The sequence below is a fragment of the Micromonospora sp. H33 genome, from assembly GCF_052068455.1.
In the GTDB taxonomy this organism is placed as follows: Bacteria; Actinomycetota; Actinomycetes; order Mycobacteriales; family Micromonosporaceae; genus Micromonospora.
This window is the reverse complement of record NZ_JBQHDE010000017.1, coordinates 40,180-60,797: the sequence shown is the minus strand read 5'-3', so window position 1 is coordinate 60,797 and position 20,618 is coordinate 40,180. Positions and strand designations below refer to the sequence as shown.

Here is a 20,618-nt window from a genome sequence, read left to right as displayed (position 1 = left end):
GGCCCGCCACTCCATCGGGTGACCGGGTCGGGCGGGCCACCCGGCGCGTCGCCTGCTCCTTATGGTGCAAACGTGAGCAAAGCCGACAAGAAGCGCTCATCTTCGCGGTGGGGCGCTGTCCGTGTACTGCTGGTTGTTCTGGTGCTGGCGCTGGTGCCGCAACCGGCGGTCGCCGACGGCGGCGGACCCGGGTCCGCGCCGGCGCGGCCGCCGGCCGGCGACCTGGCCTGGCTCGCCTTCGCCGGTGGGGCGTTCTCGGTGGACGCCGCCGCCCGGAGCGTGCGGTACCGGGCCTGCGACGGCGACACCGGCCGCGTCGCCGACCCGGGCATGCGGATCCGTGACGGCATCGCGCGCGGCCGGGTCACCGTCGGCGGTACGACCTACGCCTACGACGTCCCGCTGACCGGCCGCAGCCGCGGCTTCCTCGCGGTGTTCCCACCCGCCGGACCGCCGGACGGGCACCTCGGCACGGTGGTGACCGACCCGATGCCGCCCACCGACCCGGTCGCCGGGCGGCGGCTTCTGCCGCTCACCGGGCAGCTCGCGGCGGTGGTGGACGACGCCGCCGCGACCAACCCGGCCGGCGTGACGGTCCGCGACCTGTCCGGCCGGTACGGCGACCAGCAGGTCGCGGTCAACGGCACGTTCCGCCCGAAGGCGGCCAGTGTGATCAAGCTGTGGATCCTCGTCGAGCTGCTGCGCCGGGTGGACTGCGGTCAGGTGTCGCTGACCGACGGGGTGCTGGTCACGCCGGCCGACGTGGTCGGCGGCACCGGCGAGTTGCAGCACGAGACGTTCCCCCAGGTCGTCACGCTGTACCGGCTCGCCGAATACATGATCATCTACAGCGACAACACGGCGGCGAACGTGCTGATCGACTACCTGGGCGGGTTCGCGCCGGTCAATGCCCTGATCGACTCGATGAACCAGCGCGAGACCATCCTCGCCCGCAAGTTGCTCGACACCGAGGCCGCCCGGCGCGGCGAGGAGAACTACACCAGCCCGGACGACGTGATCTCGCTGCTCGGCGCGGTCTGGGACGCCGACATCCTGGCGCCGCCCAGCCGCGACCTGATGATCGACTTCATGCGCCGGCAGACCCTGAACAACAAGATCCCCGCCGCGCTGCCGCCCGGCGTGCCGGTCGCCCACAAGACCGGCGACCTGCCGGACGCCTCGCACGACGTCGGGTACTACCTGATCCCCGGAACCGAGGTCGCCGTCGCGTTCCTCACCGGCGGCCCGATCGCCACCGGCGACGAGGTGGTGCGTCGCCTGGCCCGGGTGGTCTACGACTACCTGACCACGCCGGTGCCGGGGGCGGTCGTGGAGTGACCCGTCAGGGGGCCTCGACGCCGGAGATCAGGTACCGGTGGACCTCCGCGCCGCGGATCGCCACCTGCTGCTCCTCGGTGGGGCCGGAGCCCCGGAACGCGAGCAGCTCCTCCTCGGTCTCCCACCGTTCGTAGACGTTGACCCGGCCCGGCTCGACCAGGTCCCCGCTGATCGCGAAGTCGATGCAGCCGGGCGCCTTCCGGGCCGCTTCCACCACCTCGACGCATCCGGCGAGGTAGTCGTCCCGGTCCTCCGGGTCGACGTAGAGGCTTCCGGCGACGATGAACACGTGTCCAACCTCCGATGCGCACGATCCTGTCGCGACGGTCCCACAGCCGTACGACCGATACCGGAATCTTCCACGAAGGTCGATCGCCGCGTACGCTGACCTCCACATCGAGCAGCGACGATGCTGCGGAAGGGCCGGTGACCCATGCGGTCGGTGCTGTCGAGGCGGACACGGTTCCGGTTGATCGGCGCGGGGGCCGTGGCCGCCGCGCTCACGGTCGCGACGACCCTGGTGCACCTGGCCGGTGATCCACCGCGCCCGGTCGCGCTCGCCGAGGAGGAGAATCCGGCCGCGCCGGCAGAGTGGATGTGGGCGCAGCGGGCCAACCCGGACGGCTCGATCCCCGCCACCGCGTACCAGGAGGCGCTGGCCCAGACGCGAACGCTGGAGAACGCCACCCGGCGCGGAGCCCCGCACCTGTCCGACGTGACGTGGCACCTGCTCGGCCCGACCAACATCGGCGGTCGCCTGATCGACGTGGTGATCGACCCGACCACGCCCGGCACCGTCTACGTCGCCGCCGGCACCGGCGGGGTGTGGAAGAGCACCGACGGCGGCGCCACGTTGACCAGCGCCTGGTCCGACGACCTGCCGCAGTCCATGGGCGCGCTCGCCGTCGCGCCCGACGGCACCCTGTACGCGGGCACCGGCGAGCCCGACCACGGCGGCGGCGGCTCGTACTACGGCACCGGCGTCTACCGCTCCACCGACGGCGGCGCGACCTGGGAGAGCCTCGGGCTGACCGACACCGGGGCGATCGGGCGCATCCGCATCGACCCGACCGACCCGCGCCGGATCCTCGTCGCCGCACAGGGCCGGCTCTTCGACACCGGCGGCGACCGCGGCGTCTACCTCACCACCGACAGCGGGGAGACCTGGAAGCAGGTGCTCGACGGCCTCAACGACTCCACCGGCGCGATCGACGTCACGATCAACCCGGCCGACCCGGACGTCCTGCTCGCGGCCATGTGGGACAAGCTGCGCTACCCCGACGGACGCGAGTACGGCGGCCCCGGCTCCGGCCTCCACCGCTCGGCCGACGGCGGCGCCACCTGGACGCGCATCGGGGCACCCCTGCCCACCTCGACCAGCGATCCCGGCCGCATCGGCGTCGCATTCGCACCGAACGACCCGAACCGCGCGTACGCGATCACCAACGACCGGATCGGCAACCTGACCGGCTTCTTCGTCTCCGAGGACGCGGGCGCCACCTGGACCCGGCCGATGACCGGCGAGGCCGCGCTCGACGCCGCCGACGGCGGGTTCGCCTGGTGGTTCGGCCGACTGTGGGTCGACCCCGCCGACGCAAACCACGTCTTCTCGGCCGGCGTGCCGATGATGGAGTCGCGCGACGGCGGGCGCACCTGGGTGACCGGCCGGGGCATCCACGTCGACCAGCACGCGATGGCCTGGGACCCGCACAAGCCGGGCCGCGTGTACGTCGGCAACGACGGCGGCCTCTACTGGTCGGACCAGGGCGGCAATGTGGTCGGCCCGTGGACCGCCGCGTCCGTCCAGCCGTACATGCAGTTCTACGCGATGGACGCGAGCGCGCAGGACGTCCGCCGCGTCTCCGGCGGCACCCAGGACAACGGCTCGCTGCGCTCGTGGGGCGGGACCGACTGGAACCTGTACCGCGGCGGCGACGGGATGATGAACCGCATCAACCCGACCGACCTCAACAACGTGTACGCCTGCTCGCAGAACGGCGGGTGCGCCCGCTCCGACAACGGCGGCGACACGATGACCTCCATCCGCGCCCGGTTCGCCGGCACCCGGTTCAACTGGGTGTCGCCGCTGGAGATCGCCCCCGGCACACCGGACACCGTCTACTTCGGCTCCAACGTGCTCAACCGCTCCGACGACCGGGGCCGCACCTGGCGGGCGGTCAGCCCCGACCTGACCGGCGGGCCCACGCCGCGCAACGCCACGTCGTACGCGACCATCACCGCGATCGGCATCGCGCCGACCGACAAGGACGTGGTGTACGTGGGCACCGACGACGGCTACCTGTGGGTGACCCGGGACGGCGGGGCCGCCTGGACCCGGCTGACCGACCCCGACCTGCCCGACCGGTGGGTCACCCGGGTCACCGTCGACCCGGCCGACGCGCGGACCGCCTGGGTCACGTACTCCGGCTTCCGCTGGGAGAGCGAGACCCAGCCGCACGTGCTGATGACGACCGACGGCGGGGCGACCTGGCGGGACATCTCCGGCAACCTGCCGCAGGCGCCGATCAACGACGTGATCCGGCACCCGAAGCACCCCCAGTGGCTGTACGTCGGCACCGACATGGGTGTCTTCTTCACCCCGAACCTCGGCCGCACCTGGCTCAAGGTCGGCGCGTCGTTCCCCGCCGTGCCGGTGATGGACCTGCACTTCCACGCCGGGTCGAAGACGCTGTTCGCGGCGACGTTCGGCCGCGGCATCCTGCACGCGACGATCGGCGACTGACCGCCGTCCGTGGCCCTGGCGGGGCGTCCGCCAGGGCCACGGACGAGGTCACGCCCGGCTGATCGCGTTGGCGTGGATGGCCTCGGCGAGGTACGCCGCCATCCCCGGCCTGATCCGCTCGTAGTGCTCGGTGAACCGGGGATCACCGACGTACATGTCGGCCAGACCGGTGTGGATCTCGTACGAGCAGTCGTAGAACCACCGGCTGATGATCTGCCGGTGCTCCTCGGCCAGCTCCATCGCCGCCGGGCTGTCCGCCGGCGCGCCCGAGGCCATCACGTCGGTGAACCGGCGACCCCAGTCCTCGTTCTCGGCCTTGATCCGCAGCCAGTCCTCCTTCGAGTAGCCCGCGGCACGCCGGTTCGACTCCCGGTACGCGTCGCTCTCGCCCCACCGCCGCTCCGCCTCCTCGGCGTGCACGTCCGGGTCGAAGTCACCGAAGACCTCGAAACGCTCCTCCGGCGTCAACTGGATGTTCAACTTCTTCGCCTCCATCGCGAACTCGATCGCCGCGACCATCTCCTGGAGCTTCCCGATCCGCGCGGTCAGCAGCTCGTGCTGCCGGCGCAGGTGCTCGGCCGGGTCGCTCGCCGGGTCGTCGAGGATCGCGGCGATCTCTTCCAGCGGGAAACCCAGCTCCCGGTAGTAGCGGATGAGCTGCAACCGCTCCAGGTCGGCGTCGTCGTAGCGCCGGTAACCGGCGCTGCTGCGACCGCTCGGCGACAGCAGACCGATCTCGTCGTAGTGGTGCAGCGTCCGGACGGTCACGCCGGCCGCCTTCGCCACCTGTCCCACCGTGTACGCCATGGTCTCCCTCCCTTCCGCGATCCAGGCTCCCGCCTCCCGCAACGTGAGGGTCAAGGGAATGGAACGGTCCTTCCTCCGGTGGAGGAAGAGTCCCCGGTCAAGGGCTCGGCTGCGCGACCGGCTCGCGACTCCGGGCACCCGAGCGGAGCAGCGTCGCGACGGCCAGCGCGGCGACCGCCGCCAGGACGGCCATCGTCCAGAGGACGGCCCGCAGGCCGCCGGTGAAGCCGGGGTCGGCGAGCCGCCCCGCGGTGGTGCTCGCCAGCACCGCGCCGACGACCGCGATGGCGATGGTCTCGCTGGCCAGCCGGGCGGTGTTGATCATGCCAGCCCCGGTGGCCGCCCGGTGCGGCCCGACGCTGCCGATCGCCAGCACGTCGAGCAGCCCGATCGACAGCCCGATCCCGGCGCCCATGGTCAGCAGCGGGCCGGCCAGCGCGGCCGCGTCGCTCGTCGGGGCCAGCACGGTCGCCCAGGCCGCGCCCACCGCGACCACCGCCACCGACGCGACGATCACCGCCGGAGCCGGCACCCGCCGGGTCAGCGCCCCGGCGAGCAGCGGCAGCACCAGGGTGGGCGCGGTGAGCAGGATCAGCGTCGCGCCCGCCGCACCGGGCGTCAGCCCGACCACGGTCGTGAAGTACGACGGCAGGTAAACCAGCAGCGGCACCATGACGGCGACGATGGTGGCCGCCGCCAGGCAGATGCCGACGAACCGGGGGTTCGCCAGCAGGGCCAGGTCGAACATCGGATCGGGGCGGGACCGTTCCACGCGGACGAACACCACGAGCAGCGCCACCGCCGTCGCGAAGGCACTCACGATCCGCACGTCGTCCCAGCCGTACTCGGGGCCCTGCACGAAACCGAAGATCAGCAGCAGCAGAGCGGCGGTGAACGACCCGGTCCCCGGCCAGTCGATCCGGCCGGCGTGCGGCTGGCGCGACTCCGGCAGCCACGGGATGAGCAGGAGCACCACCACGCCCGCCAGGGCCGGCACGGCGAACACCGCCCGCCACCCGAGCGTGTCGATCAGCAGCCCGGCGACCGACGGGCCGAAGGCCAGGCCGGCGCCGATCGTCGTACCGAAGAGGCTGAACGCGCGGGCCCGCGCCGGGCCCTGGAAGGCGCCCGCGAGCAGCGCGGAGGCGCTGGTGGCGGCCGCCGCGGCGCCGACACCCGCGACCGCCCGGGCGACGTCCAGCAGCAGGATGTCACCGGCGACCGCGGTGAGCAGGCCGGACGCCACGAACAGCGCCACCCCGCAGGCGAAGACGCGCCGCCGGCCGACGAGGTCGGCGAGCGCGCCGGTGGCGAGCATGAAGCTCGCGAAGGTCGCGTTGTAACCGTTGACCACCCACTGCACGGAGGCCAGACCGGCGTCGAGGTCCCGCCCGATGTCGGGCAGCGCGACCGAGGCCCCGGTCAGCGAGACCGGCAGCAAGAAGGTGGACAGCAGGACGGCGACCAGCACGACGGCCGGGTGGTTACGCAAAGGTTCCCCCCGTTCCTCGCGACCGTCCCAGGCTAGATCGCGCCGTGGGCCCGGTCGCCCGGTCGGGGCGGAGATCACAGGGCGACCGCAGGCCGGGTCAGCGGCCGGCGGAGCGGTTCCGGGGCGAGCGGGGCAGGGCGGTCCCGGCCAGCGGTCGGCGCTCGCGGCGACGGCGCCGACGCCCGGGGGTGCAGGGCGGCCGGGAGGCGGTGTGCACGGGGGCCGGTGCGGGCATGACCGGGTCCCGCCCGATCAGCCAGCAGAGGAAGCGGGCCATCGTCTCAACCGACCGCGAGCCGCTGCGCGTCGGACCGGGAGATCTCGTACTGGGCCCCGCAGAAGGTGCACTGCTGCACGTGGCGGGTGCGGATCGGGATGAGCGGGATGAAGAACAGCGTGAACTTCGTCGACCGGCGGGTGATCACCTGCGCGGCGTGGTTGCCGCAGTGGCGGCAGACCTGCTGCACGACGCCGGAGCGGCTGACCTTGGTGCGGAGGCCGAAGATGAAGAACATCGCCCGCCAGTACCCACCGGGACCCGGCGTAATCACATCGGCCGACGATGATTTTCCGGGCCCGGCCGTGTCGATGCCGGCCCACGCCGAAGGGGCACCCCCTCGTCAGGGGTGCCCCTTCGGTCCGGTCCGCCCCAGGCCTCGAAGGCGCTCAGGGCATCAGCCGGCGCGGACGGGAAGCTCCGTCAGCCTTCGCGGTGCTCCGAGCCCCAGTCGCGGTCGCTCTCGTCCGAGTGCTCGCCCTTGCCGTCCTTGCCGTGCTTGTCACCCCGGTCCGACTTCTCGTCGTCCTTGCCGCCCCAGTCCGACTTCTCGTCGTCCTTGCCGCCCCAGTCCGACTTCTCGTCGTCCTTGCCGCCCCAGTCCGACTTCTCGTCGTCCTTGCTCCAGCCCCAGTCCGACTCCTCGTCGTCCTTGCTCCAGCCCCAGTCCGACTTCTTGTCGTCATCCTTCTTCCGGTCGTCCTTCTTGATCTGACCGCGGATCTCGCCGTTCGGGTACTTGTCGGTGTGGACGTTGGCGTACGTGACGCCGGCCTTGATCGCGTCGACCACCTCGTCGAACTCGCCGGGCTTGATGCCCTGCTCCTGTGGGCCGATGACGTCCTCGGGCTTGATCGTTCCCCGGACCGTGGCGGGAGCCGCCGGGCACTCCTTCGTGCCCTTCGGCGCGCCGCCCTTCCCGTCCTTCGATGGGCTGCCGCAGAGGAAGGCGATGATCCCCCCACTCTGGTGCCTCCCCCCGAAGTGGATGTGCGCCGCGTTGACCTTCCCCTCGAGGTCCTCGTAGCTGAGCCGGAACTCGATCTCCTTCTTGCGCTCGTCGACGTGCGCCTCGAAGCGACCGTTGCCCGTGGTCGAGATCGTGAGCGGGTCCTCCTGGTAGCCGTCGAGGTGCGCCCGCACGTCGAACCGCTCGCCCTTCGAGTCGTGGGAGTCACCCCAGTCCCGGGAGTCACTCCAGTCGCGAAGGTCGCCGAAGTCGTCCTTCCCGTCGCCCATGGCCGCGCCGCCCGCGGCGGTGGCCGCCACCGCTGCGCCGGCCGCCAGCGCAACTGCCCACAGTCGGGTACGTCCCATCATCACTGCTGCTCCTCACCTAGGTCTTGCCTGGCCAGACTCATCGACGGATCGGTCATCCATCCGTTTGAGGACACAGGCGGGAAGGCACCGTTCAGTCAGGAGCGGAGTGTGAGGATCTACGCCACTCACCCCGAACGGGTGCCTATGGTGAAATACTCACACATTGGCCCAGCAAAGGTGAGGGGCTTTCTGATTCGGCCTCCGGGGATCTCCCGGACGTACCGCGATCGGGGGACAACCGCCACGAAAGGAGCCCGACCAGCGCGGTCGGGCTCCTTTCGTCGTGCCGGGGATGCTCAGCCGGCCGCTGCCGCCGGCTCCATGCCCGGCACCTCGGCGGAGAGCCAGATCGGCCGCCAGTCAGCCATCTCGTGGTAGCGGCGCAGCTCGGCGAGCCCGGAGACCGACCCGGCCCAGGCCCCGTACGGCGGGTTCTGCTCGTCGAAGCCGCTCTGCACGAAGGTCAGCTTCGTCTTGCCCGCCGACTCGGCCAGCTCCCAGGTGGTGACGCCGATGGGCCCCCAGTCGACGGACATCTTCCGGCCCGGCTCCACGTCGACCACCTTGGCGGCGTGGCCGGCCTCGAAGCCGCCCATCGCGTAGCGGCCGCCGACCCAGGGCTCGATGCCGATCGGGTACCCGAACCAGGCGCTCGCCTGCTCGGAGTCGGTCAGCGACTCCCAGACCTTGGCCATCGGCGCGGCGATGAGCAGCTCACCGCGCATCTCGGCGGAGGTGAAGTCGACCTTCGGCAGCAGCGGCTGCCGGGCAAGGTGGGCGTCGAGGTTGGCGAGCGCCAGGCTCCACCAGGTCTGGAGCACCCCCCGGATGGTGCTGCCGCTGATGGCCTCGGCGAAGGTGACGTGGCTCTGCGCGAGGATGAGCACGGTGGCGTCCGGGCCGTCCGGGCGCAGCGTGATCTCGGTGGTGGTCTCCACCCCGTCGAGCAGCCAGGCGAAGCGCAGGCTGTGGTCGTCGGCGTGCAGCAGCCGCTGGTGCGGGGCGTCGCCTTCGGGCGTGTGCCGGCCCCAGAACTCGTACGTCGTCGGCAGCTCGACGCGGGCCTGCTCGGTGAGCCAGACGCGCAGCTCGGTGGGGTCGGTGAGGGCGCGGCGGACGGCCTCGACCGGAGCGGCGAGGCGGACGGTCAGCTTCATCGGGTCACTCACGGTCTGTTCCCTTCGGGTAGACGGCCACGGCGAGCTTGAAGGCGTCGCCCTCGGCTCCGCCGTAGCGCGTGAACAGGTCCTGCAGGGTCGCCTGCAGGTCGTGCAGGAACTGCTGGCGTTGCTCCGCGGGCACGCGGATCTCGCCGGAGACCCCGACCGAGGGGAGCTCGGGGGCGGTGCGGTCCAGCCCGGCGATGTCGGCCTGGACCTCCTCCATGAGGTCGAGCAGGTAGCCGAGGCTCAGTTCGTCGCGGGCCCGGCGCAGGCCGATGCGACCGACGAGCCGGGGCGACAGCCAGTACGACCGGGCGGCGGCCTGGTAGATGCCCTCGCTGATGCCCCGCACCTTGCGCTCGCTGACCTGCTCCACCAGGCCGGCGGCGACGAGTTGCTTGACGTGGTAGTAGACGCGCTGCGGCGTCTGGTTGAGCCGCGCGGCCACCTCGGTGCAGGTGCGCGGCTCGGCCAGCTGCCGCAGGATCTCGACACGCTGCGGCTTGAGCAGGACCTCGGCCTGCTCAAGCTGCTCCAGGTACAGGACATCTCTCATGGCAAAATCAGTTTGTACGTACAAAACTTCTTTGTCAATCCCTTCGACGAAGGCCGCGCCGACCGACGGCGCGGCCTTCGAAAGCAGCGGTCAGGGCAGCCAGTCGGGACGCAGCGGGTAGCTCGTCTCGCCCGCCGGGTCGGTCCGGGTGGCGAGCACCTGGTGCAACTGGATGCCGTTGCGCTCGAACGCCAGCCGAGAGCCCGCCATGTAGAGGCCCCACACCCGGGCGGTGCCGGCACCGACCTCCGAGACGCAGAAGTCCCAGTTCGCCACGAGGTTGCGGCACCACGCGGCGAGGGTCAGCGCGTAGTGCAGGCGCAGATTCTCCTCGTGGTGCACCTCCAGACCGGCGTCGTGGATCTCCGAGATGATCCGGCCCGGACCGGACAGCTCGCCGTCCGGGAACACGTACCGGTCGATGAACGCGCCCGAGCGGTGCGGCGCCCGGTTGTCCGCGCGGGTGATGCAGTGGTTCAGCAGCCGCCCGTCGGGACGCAGCCGGTTCCGCAGGAAGCCGAAGTACGCCGGGTAGTTGCGCACTCCGATGTGCTCGGTCAGCCCGATCGAGGAGACCGCGTCGAACTGCTCGCGCGGGGCGTCCCGGTAGTCGAGGTGGCGCACCTCGGCCAGGCCGGTCAGCCCCTCCCGCTCGATCGCGGCCAGCGCCCACTGCGCCTGGGCCCGCGACAGGGTCACGCCCAGCGCCTTCACGCCGTACTCCCGCGCGGCGTGCCGGACCATGCCGCCCCAGCCGCAGCCCACGTCGAGCAGCCGCATGCCCGCCTTGAGCGCGAGCTTCTGCGCGACCAGGTCGTACTTGGCGGCCTGCGCCGTCTCCAGGCTGTCGTCCGGGGAGCGGAACACCGCGCAGGTGTACGTCATGGACTCGCCGAGCACCTTCTCGTAGAAGGCGTTCGACACGTCGTAGTGGTGCGAGATCGCGCTGCTGTCCCGCGTACGGGAGTGCCGCAGCCCGTTCACCATCCGCTTCCAGCGGGGCAGCGCCTCCTGCGGCGGGGGCGGGGGCGGCAGCAGCCGCTCCCAGCCGAGCGCCCGTGCCAGGGCCAGCGCCTCGGCCACCGGCGGGACGCGCAGCCGCACCTCGTCCTTGAGCACCCGCAGCGCCTCGTACGGGTCGCCCGGGTGCACCCCCTCCAACCCGAGGTCGCCGCTCACGTACGCCCGGGCCATGCCCAGGTCCCCCGGGGCCGTCAGCAGGTACGACAGGCCGCGCTCGGAACGGATGGCGAGGGTGATCCCGGCGTCGGCCGGGCCGACGGCGCTGCCGTCGTACCCGGTGACCCGCACCGGCAGGGCCCCCGTGGTCAACGCTCGGACGACGTCGGCCACGGTCGGCCCCGGACGCCGGCCCCCCGCCGGCGGTGTCGCGGGAGCGCTCGCCGCTCCCTGGTCTCGATCGATGAGGCTCATTCTCGTGCTACCGCCTTCTCGTACAGTCCGGTGAGCCGGTGGTCCGGGTCGTAGCGGTCCTTGACCGCCCGCCAGGTGTCGCCGCCGTAGAGCCGGTCGAACACCTCCCGGTCGTAGTACGCGTCGGAGTACAGCGACTTGTGCCCGCCCAGCTCCGACACCTCGCGCTCGATCGCCCGGTTCACGTCGCCGTCGGCGGCGCCCGGAACGATCGGCACGCTCCCCCAGAAACCGATGTTCACGTAGTCCTGCCCCGGCCGCAGCGGATACAGCGGCCAGGCCCGCGCCGACCCCGGGCCGGACGGCTCCCGCAGCCGCAGCGGGCAGAGCCAGACCGGGGTCATCCCCACGGTCGCGGCGAACCAGCGCAGGAACTCGGCGGTGCGGTCCAGCGGGATCTCCACGTCCTGCACGACCCGCTCCCGCGCCGGCTGGCCGCGCCACCGGTCGATGCGCGCGGCCACCTGGTGCCGGTACTCCAGGCGGACCAACCGGTGGTAGACGTCGCTGCGTCGCCAGCGTGCCGGCCAGATCCGCCGCACCACCGGGTGCTGCACCCCGAACGCCGCCGAGCACCAGAACCAGTCGGTGTCCCAGCGCCACAGGTAGTCGTACGCGGTCAGCGCGTCGCGGGTGCGCCGGCGCAGCGACCGGTAGTAGATGTCCTGGCCCGTGTAGTCGCTGACCGGCCCGGCCTCGTCGGTAAACGTGGCGAGCACCAGGTACGCCTCGCCGGGGCTGAACATCACCCCGTCCATCGCGTCCACCGTCTCGCCGGCCCACGACCGGGTGGCGCTCACCTCCCCGATGGCGTCGGTCAGCTCCTCCAGCCGCGTGAACCGGACGTTCCGCAGGGCCACGTGCCGGCCGACCGGTTGCAACTCGATACGCAGCCGGGTCGCGTACCCCAGGCTGCCCAGCGAGTTGGGGAACGCGGCGAACAGGTCGGCGTGCTCCCCCTCCGGGCGGGCCGTGACGATCTCGCCCGCCCCGGTCAGCACGTCCAGCTCGGTCACCGACTCGTGCGGCAGGCCGTTGCGGAACGAGGTGGACTCGATGCCCAGACCGGTCACCGCCCCGCCCAGCGTGATGGTGCGCAGTTGCGGCACCACCGACGGCATCAGGCCGTGCGGCAGGGTCGCGTCCACAAGGTCCTCGTACGTGCACATGCCCTGCACGTCGGCGGTGCGGGCCGTCGGGTCGACACGCAGGACCCCGCCGAGGCCGCTCACGTCCAGCCCCGGGATCCGAGGCGCGTTGCGCGGGCGGAACAGGTTGGAGGTGCGTTTGGCGAGGCGGATCGGCTGGCCGGGCGGCACCGCCGCGTACGACCGCCGGAGCCGGGCCACCGCCTGGTCATGATCACGCACGGCGTACATGAGATCACCTTACGCTGTCGACGCCGGGTGGGGTGGGATGTCCACCATGGCCGTTTCGCATCCGGCAGCACTCGACGGGGTTACCGTGGCCGGCATGTCGTCGCCCGCTCTCGCCGCCCTCGACGCCGCCGGCCTGCCGTACCGAGTCATCCGGCACGGCCCCGTCAGCAGCCTGGCCGAGGCGGCGCAGGCGCGGGGGGTGGAGGTCACGGACGTGGTGAAGACCATCGTGGTCCGGCGCAGCGAGGACGATCACCTCTTCGTGCTCACCCCCGGCGGCCGGGTGATCTCCTGGCCGAAGCTGCGGGCCCTGCTCGGCGTCAGCCGGCTCTCCATGCCGGACGCGGCGACGGCGAAGGCGGCCACCGGCTACGAGCGCGGCACCATCACCCCGTTCGGCTCCCGCAGAGCCTGGCCGGTCGTCGCCGACACCCGGCTGGTGGGCCGGACCATCACCCTCGGCGCCGGTGAGCACGGGATTTCCGTGGCGGTGGACGCCGAGGCGGCGCTGGAGGCGCTCGACGCCACCGTCGCCGACGTGACGGAGCCGGAGCCGGCGCGCTGAGCGCTGGTCCTCGACGGCCGGGCGGCCCAGCGTGGAACCTCTACAGAACCCAGAGCGGTTCACTGGGGTGAGCGTCGTACCGGGTGGCTAATGTGGCAGGTGTGGGGCACCGGGATGGGCTGAGCGTCGTGCAGGCGTATCGGTTCGCTCTTGACCTGACCCCGGCGCAGGAGCGGGCGGTGATGGGCCATGCTGGCGCTGCCCGCACGGCGTACAACTGGGCGCTGGCCCGGGTGAAGGCGGTGATGGATCAGCGGGCCGCCGAACGCAGCTACGGCATCCCCGAGGAGCATCTCACCCCCACGATCGGCTGGTCTCTGCCTGCACTGCGCAGGGCGTGGAACGCGGCGAAGGATGAGGTGGCGCCGTGGTGGCGGGACTACTCGAAGGAGGCGTACAACACCGGCCTCGATGCGCTGGCGCGTGCGTTGAAGAACTGGGCCGACTCCCGCTCGGGTAAGCGGGCCGGACGGCCGGTCGGCTTTCCCCGATTCAAGTCGCGCCGCCGGTCGACCCCGTCGGTGCGGTTCACCACCGGGGCCATCCGGGTGGAGCCGGATCGCAAGCATGTGGTGTTGCCCCGGCTGGGCCGGTTGAAGTTGCACGAGTCGGCCCGCAAGCTGGCCCGCCGGCTGGAGGCTGGCACCGCCCGGATCCTGTCCGCTACCGTGCGCCGCGACGGTCACCGCTGGTACGTGTCGTTCACCTGCGAGGTCCAGCGTGCGCTACGCACCCCCGCCCGTCCTTGCGCGACGGTAGGCGTTGACCTTGGGGTGAGGCACCTGGCGGTGCTGTCCACCGGCGACCTGGTGCCGAACCCGCGGCAGCTTGATGCCGCCCTGCGGAAGATTCGCCGGATCAGCCGTGGGTTGTCCCGCAAGGTGGCGCCGGACCGGCGCGCCCGCCGCGATGCCTCGAAACGGTGGCAGCGGGCGCGCGGCCGGCTCGGCCGGGTCCACGCGCGGGTGGCGAACCTGCGCCGCGATGGCCTGCACAAGCTGACCACCCGCCTCGCCACCGACTACGGCACGGTCGTGATCGAGGACCTCAACGTCGCCGGCATGCTGCGCAACCGCAGGCTGGCGCGGCGCATCGCCGACGCCGGCTTTGCCGAGGTTCGCCGGCAACTCGCTCACAAAACACAGTGGTGCGGTGGTCGCCTGATGGTGGCCGACCGCTGGTACCCCTCCTCCAAAACGTGCTCGGGCTGCGGCACGGTGAGAACCAAGCTGACCCTGTCCGAACGCACCTTCACCTGCACCACCTGCAGCCTCGTCCTGGACCGGGACGTCAACGCCGCACGCAATTTGGCCGCCCTCGCGGCCACCGTCGCCGGGAGTGGCCCGGAGACCCTAAACGGACGCGGAGCCGACCGTAAGACCCCGCCCGCGGGGCCGGTGGCTGTGAAACGTCTACCCGGCACCGCCACCGCGGGCAAGACCGGGACCGTCCCACCGCAAGGTAGGACATTCGATCATGAGCTCACTCCTGCTTCATGAGAGAAACGGAAAGACCAGCCCGGACGCGGTCTGGTGCTACCCCGACCCGAAGCCGGAGGCGGAGATGGTCCGCGACCGGGTGGCGTTCTGGAAGGACGTCCGGGTCGTCGACTGAGTCACCCCCGGGCCGGGCCGGCTGGCCGTGAACCACGCCGGTGGGTCAGGATGCCGGTATGTCCGTCCCCGCTGAACGTCCCGACCCGTCCGGCACGGTCTACGGCCGCCGCGCCGCCCGTCCCGGCCTCCCCCGCGACCCGCTGCTGCGGGTGGCGGTCCTCGTCGGCGTCGTCGGCGTCCTGCTGGGGGCGTTCTTCGCCACCGGTGTCCTGGGCGGCGGAGACGACGCGCCGGTCGTGCCGGCGGCGGCCGGCACGCCCTCGGCCGCCACCGAGCCCACCCCGTCGGCGAGCGAACCCGCCCCGACGACCCCGGCGGCACCGTCCCCCACTCCGAGCGCCACCCCGAGCGCCGCGCCGGTCCCGCTCACCGGGCCGAAGGTGTTCCGCGGCGTCGCCTCCAACCGCTGCCTCGGCCTCGACGGTGGCGGCGAGAAGGCGATCGCCCAGCTGGCCGACTGCACCGGCGGCCCGGAGCAGCAGTGGGTCGCCAATCCGGTCGGCGCGGACCTGGTGACTCTGACCAACGCGGCGACCGGGATGTGCCTCGACGTGGAGGGCGGCAGCGGCGACGACGGGGCGAAGCTCCAGCAGTACGGCTGCCACGGCCAGGCCAACCAGCAGTGGCGGCTGGTGGCGACCGGCGGCGGGCGGGTGCTGCTCGCCGCCCTGAACAGCGGCCGGTGCGCGCAGGTCGACGACGGCGGCAGCGACGCCGGCACCGACATCGAGCAGGCCACCTGCACGGGCGGCCCCGAGCAGCAGTGGGTGCTGGGCTGACCTTCGTTCAGCCCCGGTAGCTCCAGGCCCGCGGGGTGGCCGCGACGACCGGCGCCGGCACCGACCGCCGGCGGCGCAGCAGCAGCGACAGCACCGCGGCGCCGATCGACAGCGTCCCGGCGACGTACCAGGCCAGCGCGTAGCTCCCGAGCTGGTCGCGCACCAGGCCCGCCCCGGTGGCGGCGATCGCCGCGCCGACCTGGTGCGCGGCGAACACCCAGCCGAAGACCACCGCGCCGGAGTCGCCGAAGTACTCCCGGCACAGCGCCACGGTGGGCGGGACCGTGGCGACCCAGTCCAGCCCGTAGAAGACGATGAACACCAGCATGCTCGGCTCGGCGGTGGCGGCGAAGAGCCCCGGCAGCACCAGCAGCGAGCCGCCGCGCAGCGCGTAGTAGACGCCGAGCAGCACCCGGCTGTCGACCCGGTCGGTCAGCCAGCCCGAGGCGATCGTGCCGGCGATGTCGAAGAGACCGACCAGCGCCAGCAGCCCGGCGGCGGTGGTCTGCGGCATGCCGTGGTCGTGCGCCGCCGGCACGAAGTGCGTGCCGACCAGCCCGTTGGTGGTCGCGCCGCAGATCGCGAACCCGCCGGCGAGCAGCCAGAACGGCCGGGTCCGCGCCGCCTGGGCGAGCACCGAGACGGCGCGCGCCGCCGCGCCGCCAGCCGGCGGCGTCGGGGGTACGACCTCGGTCGCGCCGTACGCGGGCAGCCCGAGGTCGGCCGGGTGCTCGCGCAGCAGCCAGGCCACCAGGGGTACGACCGCCAGCGCCGCTCCGGCCACGACGAGCGCCGCCACCCGCCAGCCGTGTTCCCGTACCAGCACCGCCATCAGGGGCAGGAAGACCAGCTGGCCGGCGGCCCCACCGGCGGTGAGCACACCGGTGACCAGCCCACGACGGTGGACGAACCAGCGGCCCGTGACGGTCGCCACGAACGCCAAAGCCATCGAGCCGGTGCCCAGCCCGACCAGTACGCCCCAGCAGAGGACGAGCTGCCAGCTCGCGGTCATGAACACCGTCAGCCCACTGCCGGCGGCCACCAGCAGCAGCGCCGCGGCCACCACCCGCCGGATGCCGAACCGGTCCATCAGCGCGGCGGCGAACGGCGCGGTGAGCCCGTAGAGCAGCAGGTTCACCGAGACCGCCGCCGAGATGGTGGCCAGTGGCCAGCGGAACTCGGCGTGCAGCGGGTGCAGCAGCACCGACGGGGTGGCGCGGAAGCCGGCGGCGCCGACCAGCGCGACGAAGGCGACGGCGGCCACCGTCCAGGCCGGGTGCAGGCGACGGGTACGGCCGGATCGGCCGGGGCGGGTACGGCCCGGCGCGGCCGGGCCCGTGGTCGTCCGGGTCACGGTGTCGAGTCTGCGGCGGGGCGGGACCGCCGACGAGTGGCCGGAAAGCCATCCTGCGCAATAATCGAGCCATGGCCGCCACCCCGCACCGGATCGCGGTCCTGGCCCTCGACGACGTCGTGGGCCTCGACCTCGGCACCCCGGCTCAGGTCTTCGGCGCCGCCCGGACCCCGGCCGGCACCCGCCTCTACACCGTCGAGGTCTGCACCCCCGGCGGGCGGCCGGTGCGCAGCACCGCCGGCTACCAGGTGCTCCCCGACCACGGGCTGGAGTTGCTGGAGACCGCCGACACGGTGATCGTGCCCGGGGTGCACGGCGCCGCGCTGATGCCGGACCGGGTCCTCGCCGCCGGGGTGGCCGACGCGCTGCGCGCCGCGTACGACCGGGGCGCCCGGATCATGTCGATCTGCACCGGCGCGTTCGCCCTGGCCGCCGCCGGGCTGCTCGACGGCCGCCGCGCCACCACCCACTGGGCGTACGCGGACCGCTTCCGTGCCCTGCACCCCGGCGTCGAACTCGACCCGGAGGTGCTCTTCGTCGCCGACGACCGGGTGCTCACCTCGGCCGGGGTGGCGGCCGGGATCGACCTGTGCCTGCACGTCGTCCGCACCGACCACGGCAGCGAGGTGGCCAACCGGGCGGCCCGTCGCTGCGTGATGCCGCCCTGGCGGGACGGCGGTCAGGCGCAGTTCATCGAGCGTCCGGTGCCGAAGGTGGCCGACGCGAGCACGGCCGGGGCACGGGAGTGGGCCCGGCAGCGGCTGCACGAGCCGGTCAGCCTGCGCGACCTGGCCGGTCGGGCGCGGATGAGCGTGCGGACCTTCACCCGCCGGTTCCGCTCGGAGACGGGGTTGAGCCCGGCGCAGTGGCTGCTCCAGCAGCGCACCGACCACGCCCGCCTGCTACTGGAGACGACGGACCTGACGGTGGACCAGATCGCCCGCCGCAGCGGCTTCACCACGACGGCGTCCCTCCGCCAGCACCTGCACCACCGCGTCGGCGTCTCCCCGTCGACGTACCGCCGCACCTTCCGCGGGACGTGACACCCTCGGCGGGTCAGCCCGTGCCGCGCAGCATCCGCAGTTGGGCGAGGTGCTTGGGCAGGTGGACGCGGGTGTGCAGGTCGAGCACCCGGGCCCAGGGCAGGGGCTCGTCCACGATCAGGTCGAAGCCCTCGCGCAGGTGGGTCTCGACCGGGGTGTCCGCGGCCGGACCCAGCCGATCGACCAGAGTCACCAGCTTCTGGCTCGTGGCGCGCAGCAGGACCGCCAGGCCGTCCAGCCCGCCGCACCGGGTGACCAGCGCGTCGAGGTCGGGCCGGTGCACGCCGGCCAGGTCGTAGTACGCGTAGGGGGTGCCGGCGAGGACCGCCTCGGTCGCCTCGGTCATCAGCTCGTCGTTGGCGGCGAGGTGCGCCACGATCTGCTCGGCAGTGAGCTGTCCCTCCGGCGGCCCCCCGAAACCGCCGACGTCGACCTCGGCGAGCACCTCCTCGTACGCCCGCCGCAGCGCTCCGCTGTCCATGCCTGCCAGTCAACCCCGCCGCCCGTGAAGGGTCCCGGCGTTCCCCCGTGGCGTTCACCCGGACGGGTCGGGCCCCGGGGAAAGCTCCTCACGCGGGACGGGTCGGGCCCGGGGGAAGGTCCTCACGCGGGACGGGTCAGCTCCTCACGCCGCTGTCGAGCTGCCCCGTTCATGAGACCGCCAGCCGCGGACGCCGGGCGGTCGCACAGATGGGGCAGCTCGACAGGCTCCGCAGCACCTCCCTGCCGGCGCGGACACTCGGGCCGGGGACGTGATCCGCACCCGCCGGAGCGACGCGCGGTACTGACCGACCCCGGTCAGCGGCGCCCGTGGCGGGCACGGAGGTAGTCGGACACCACGTACTCGCCGAGGTCGTCGGTGTCGGGGGTGAACAGACGGCCCTTCGAGCGACGGGCCACGGCATCCATGAAGCGGCGCAGGCCCGGGTCGTCGCCGAGCAGGAACAGGTTGAGCATCGTGCCGTACCGGGCGAGCCGGTCCACCTCCCGGATCGTCGCCTCGATCGTCTCCGGCAGTGGCGGCCAGTGGAACAGCGCCTCCCCGTCGTCCGGGTCGAGGTGGGCGGTCGGCTCGCCGTCGGTCACCACCAGGACCACCGGCTCCGCGTCCGGATGCCGCCGCAGGTGCCGGCCGGCCAGCCGCAGCGCGTGCTGGAGGTTGGTGCCCTGTTGCAGGTCCGGCTCGACCGCAGCCAGCTCCTGCTGGGTCAATGGCAGCGCCTCCCGGCCGAAGCCGACGATCTGGAGCGCGTCCTGCGGGAAGCGGGTGGCCATCAGGTGCGCCAGCGCCAGCGCCGTCTGTTTCATCGCGCCCCATCGGCCCTGCGAGATCATCGAGTACGACAGGTCGACGCAGAGCACCACCGCCGCCGACGCCCGCCGCTCGGTCTCCACCACCTCGAAGTCCTCGACGGCGAGCTGCACCGGCACCCCGGTGCCGGAGCGCCGGATCGCCCGGGTCAGCGTGCGCACCACATCCAGCGGCTGCTCGTCGCCGTACTCCCAGGGCCGGGACCCGCCGCTCACCTCGCCGGCGGCGCCCGCCGAGCGCAGGTCGTGCTGGCCGCGCGGGCCGGCGGTCAGGTCGGCGAAGACCCGCCGCAACGCGGTCCCGCCGAGCCGGCGCAGCGCCTTCGGGCTGAGGGTCAGCCCCTCCGCGTCCCGGTTCACCCAACCCTGCCGGCGCAGTTCCCGCTCCAGCTCCCGCAGCCGGCGTACGTCGTCGGCGGCGTCCCGCCCGAGCGTCCGGGCCACCGCGTCGACGTCGACGTCGTCCAGGGTGGCGCCCGGATGCTCCTGCTCGAGAGCGTCGAGCAGGTCGTCCAAGTCGGCGATCTCCCCGAGCGCGCCGGCCGCGTCCGCGTACCCGAGGGGCTGCTCGCCCCGGACCCGCTCCCCCCGGCCCCAGCGCAGGTCGGGCCGCAGCGTCCGCAGGTTCGCGTCGAGCGCGGCCAGCTCGCCTTCCAACCGGTCGCCCAGCGACTGGCGCATCAGCCCGGCCAGCTCCTCACGCTGCCGGTCGGACAGCGAGTTCATCAGTCGCTGACCGGCCGCCGCCCGGCGGGCCAGGACGTCGACCAGCTCGTCGGTGTCGCGCGGCTGCTCCGGGAAGAACTCGCCGTGCCGGCGCATGAACTCGGCGAACGCGTCGGTGGTGTCCTCGGCCCGAGCGTGCCGGGCCAGCAGGTCGTTCAGGTCGCGCATCATCTCGGCCAGCCGCTGCTGCGCGGCCGGGTCCGCCGAGGCCCGTACGGCGTCGCGCAGCCCGGCGAAGCGTTGCCCGAGCACGTCGTCGCGCAGCCCGTCGAGGATCCGCTGGTACGTCGCGCGCGCCTCGGCGCTGGCCCACTCGTAGCCGGCCAGTTCCTCCACCGCCCGGGCCGTCGAGCGGGGCAGGTTGTCCAGCACCGCCTCGGCGAACCGCGCGCCCTCGTCGTCGCGACCGCGAAGCTCGTCCCGCTCGGCGGCGAGCGCCTGGTCGAGCAGCGCCCGCGCCCGGGTCACCGCCCCGTCCAGGTCGCCCCGGCGCAGCGCCTCCCGCCGCAGCCGGCGCGCCCGCGCGGCCAGGTCGTCGAGGCCGCCCCTCCCCTGCGGGCCGCGCCGCAGCAGGTTGCGCAGCGACTCCCGCAGGCTGCCGCCGGCGAGCACCTCGGCACCGACGTCGTCGACCGCCGCCCGCACGTCGTACGGGGGTGCGAGCGGGTCGGGGCCGCCGCGCCACTGCCCGTACCGGAACCGGTTGCCGGCCATG

18 protein-coding genes and 1 pseudogene are annotated in these 20,618 nt (G+C 73.0%); 7 read left to right on the top strand and 12 right to left on the bottom strand.

The window, feature by feature from the left end; genetic code table 11:
- Window positions 1-72 precede the first annotated feature (72 nt).
- A complete protein-coding gene (locus tag ACTMS0_RS26515) occupies window positions 73-1,338 on the top strand; it encodes a serine hydrolase (protein ID WP_441157979.1) in 1,266 nt (421 codons plus the stop codon).
- Window positions 1,339-1,342: 4 nt separating this feature from the next.
- Here ACTMS0_RS26515 and ACTMS0_RS26510 read toward each other — a convergent pair whose 3' ends face one another.
- A complete protein-coding gene (locus ACTMS0_RS26510) occupies window positions 1,343-1,627 on the bottom strand; it encodes a putative quinol monooxygenase (protein WP_441157978.1) in 285 nt (94 codons plus the stop codon).
- 180 nt (window positions 1,628-1,807) lie between these two features.
- Here ACTMS0_RS26510 and ACTMS0_RS26505 point away from each other — a divergent pair, with 180 nt between their 5' ends.
- Window positions 1,808-4,081 (top strand): WD40/YVTN/BNR-like repeat-containing protein, encoded by a 2,274-nt coding sequence (locus tag ACTMS0_RS26505; protein WP_441157977.1) that lies wholly within the window; start codon window positions 1,808-1,810, stop codon window positions 4,079-4,081.
- A gap of 48 nt (window positions 4,082-4,129) precedes the next feature.
- On the opposite strand, the gene ACTMS0_RS26500 is transcribed toward ACTMS0_RS26505, so the two are convergent.
- The 8 genes from ACTMS0_RS26500 to ACTMS0_RS26465 form a co-directional block, all read right to left on the bottom strand.
- Window positions 4,130-4,888, bottom strand: a complete 759-nt coding sequence (locus tag ACTMS0_RS26500; RefSeq protein ID WP_441157976.1) for a MerR family transcriptional regulator — start codon at window positions 4,886-4,888, stop codon at window positions 4,130-4,132.
- 97 nt (window positions 4,889-4,985) lie between these two features.
- On the bottom strand, window positions 4,986-6,380 hold the full coding sequence (locus ACTMS0_RS26495; protein WP_441157975.1) for an MFS transporter: 1,395 nt from the start codon (window positions 6,378-6,380) through the stop codon (window positions 4,986-4,988).
- A 281-nt stretch (window positions 6,381-6,661) separates the two neighbouring features.
- A complete protein-coding gene (locus ACTMS0_RS26490) occupies window positions 6,662-6,895 on the bottom strand; it encodes a zinc-ribbon domain-containing protein (protein WP_441157974.1) in 234 nt (77 codons plus the stop codon).
- A gap of 185 nt (window positions 6,896-7,080) precedes the next feature.
- Window positions 7,081-7,977, bottom strand: a complete 897-nt coding sequence (locus ACTMS0_RS26485; protein ID WP_441157973.1) for a CHRD domain-containing protein — start codon at window positions 7,975-7,977, stop codon at window positions 7,081-7,083.
- Window positions 7,978-8,273: 296 nt separating this feature from the next.
- A complete protein-coding gene (locus tag ACTMS0_RS26480; protein ID WP_441157972.1) occupies window positions 8,274-9,146 on the bottom strand; it encodes an SRPBCC family protein in 873 nt (290 codons plus the stop codon).
- Window positions 9,139-9,696: a helix-turn-helix domain-containing protein gene (locus ACTMS0_RS26475; protein WP_441157971.1), complete on the bottom strand. Its 558-nt coding sequence runs from the start codon at window positions 9,694-9,696 to the stop codon at window positions 9,139-9,141. Before ACTMS0_RS26475 ends, ACTMS0_RS26480 begins: the two co-directional genes overlap by 8 nt.
- 90 nt (window positions 9,697-9,786) lie before the next feature.
- Window positions 9,787-11,130, bottom strand: coding sequence for a class I SAM-dependent methyltransferase (locus ACTMS0_RS26470; RefSeq protein ID WP_441157970.1), 1,344 nt, complete (start codon window positions 11,128-11,130; stop codon window positions 9,787-9,789).
- Window positions 11,127-12,509 (bottom strand): FAD-binding oxidoreductase, encoded by a 1,383-nt coding sequence (locus ACTMS0_RS26465; RefSeq protein WP_441157969.1) that lies wholly within the window; start codon window positions 12,507-12,509, stop codon window positions 11,127-11,129. The genes ACTMS0_RS26470 and ACTMS0_RS26465 overlap by 4 nt, the downstream gene beginning before the upstream one ends.
- 94 nt (window positions 12,510-12,603) lie before the next feature.
- Here ACTMS0_RS26465 and ACTMS0_RS26460 point away from each other — a divergent pair, with 94 nt between their 5' ends.
- The 4 genes and pseudogenes from ACTMS0_RS26460 to ACTMS0_RS26445 all read left to right on the top strand — a co-directional run bounded on the left by ACTMS0_RS26460 (window position 12,604) and on the right by ACTMS0_RS26445 (window position 15,469).
- A complete protein-coding gene (locus ACTMS0_RS26460) occupies window positions 12,604-13,074 on the top strand; it encodes an aminoacyl-tRNA deacylase (RefSeq protein ID WP_441157968.1) in 471 nt (156 codons plus the stop codon).
- A gap of 101 nt (window positions 13,075-13,175) precedes the next feature.
- On the top strand, window positions 13,176-14,573 hold the full coding sequence (gene tnpB, locus ACTMS0_RS26455; RefSeq protein WP_441157967.1) for an IS607 family element RNA-guided endonuclease TnpB: 1,398 nt from the start codon (window positions 13,176-13,178) through the stop codon (window positions 14,571-14,573).
- Window positions 14,572-14,688: pseudogene (locus tag ACTMS0_RS26450) on the top strand (DUF427 domain-containing protein); the annotation flags it as partial. The gene tnpB and the pseudogene ACTMS0_RS26450, both read left to right, overlap by 2 nt.
- A 58-nt stretch (window positions 14,689-14,746) precedes the next feature.
- On the top strand, window positions 14,747-15,469 hold the full coding sequence (locus tag ACTMS0_RS26445) for an RICIN domain-containing protein (RefSeq protein WP_441157966.1): 723 nt from the start codon (window positions 14,747-14,749) through the stop codon (window positions 15,467-15,469).
- Window positions 15,470-15,476: 7 nt separating this feature from the next.
- Here the strand turns inward: ACTMS0_RS26445 and ACTMS0_RS26440 are convergent, their stop codons facing one another.
- Window positions 15,477-16,751, bottom strand: coding sequence for an MFS transporter (locus tag ACTMS0_RS26440; protein WP_441158012.1), 1,275 nt, complete (start codon window positions 16,749-16,751; stop codon window positions 15,477-15,479).
- Window positions 16,752-16,894: 143 nt separating this feature from the next.
- Here ACTMS0_RS26440 and ACTMS0_RS26435 point away from each other — a divergent pair, with 143 nt between their 5' ends.
- Window positions 16,895-17,866 (top strand): GlxA family transcriptional regulator, encoded by a 972-nt coding sequence (locus ACTMS0_RS26435; protein WP_441157965.1) that lies wholly within the window; start codon window positions 16,895-16,897, stop codon window positions 17,864-17,866.
- A gap of 13 nt (window positions 17,867-17,879) precedes the next feature.
- Here the strand turns inward: ACTMS0_RS26435 and ACTMS0_RS26430 are convergent, their stop codons facing one another.
- Both ACTMS0_RS26430 and ACTMS0_RS26425 read right to left on the bottom strand, forming a co-directional pair.
- The gene (locus tag ACTMS0_RS26430) at window positions 17,880-18,347 is read right to left on the bottom strand and encodes a hypothetical protein (RefSeq protein WP_441157964.1); all 468 of its coding nucleotides are present in this window, start codon (window positions 18,345-18,347) and stop codon (window positions 17,880-17,882) included.
- Window positions 18,348-18,664: 317 nt separating this feature from the next.
- Window positions 18,665-20,617, bottom strand: coding sequence for a VWA domain-containing protein (locus ACTMS0_RS26425; protein ID WP_441157963.1), 1,953 nt, complete (start codon window positions 20,615-20,617; stop codon window positions 18,665-18,667).
- Window position 20,618: the final 1 nt, after the last annotated feature.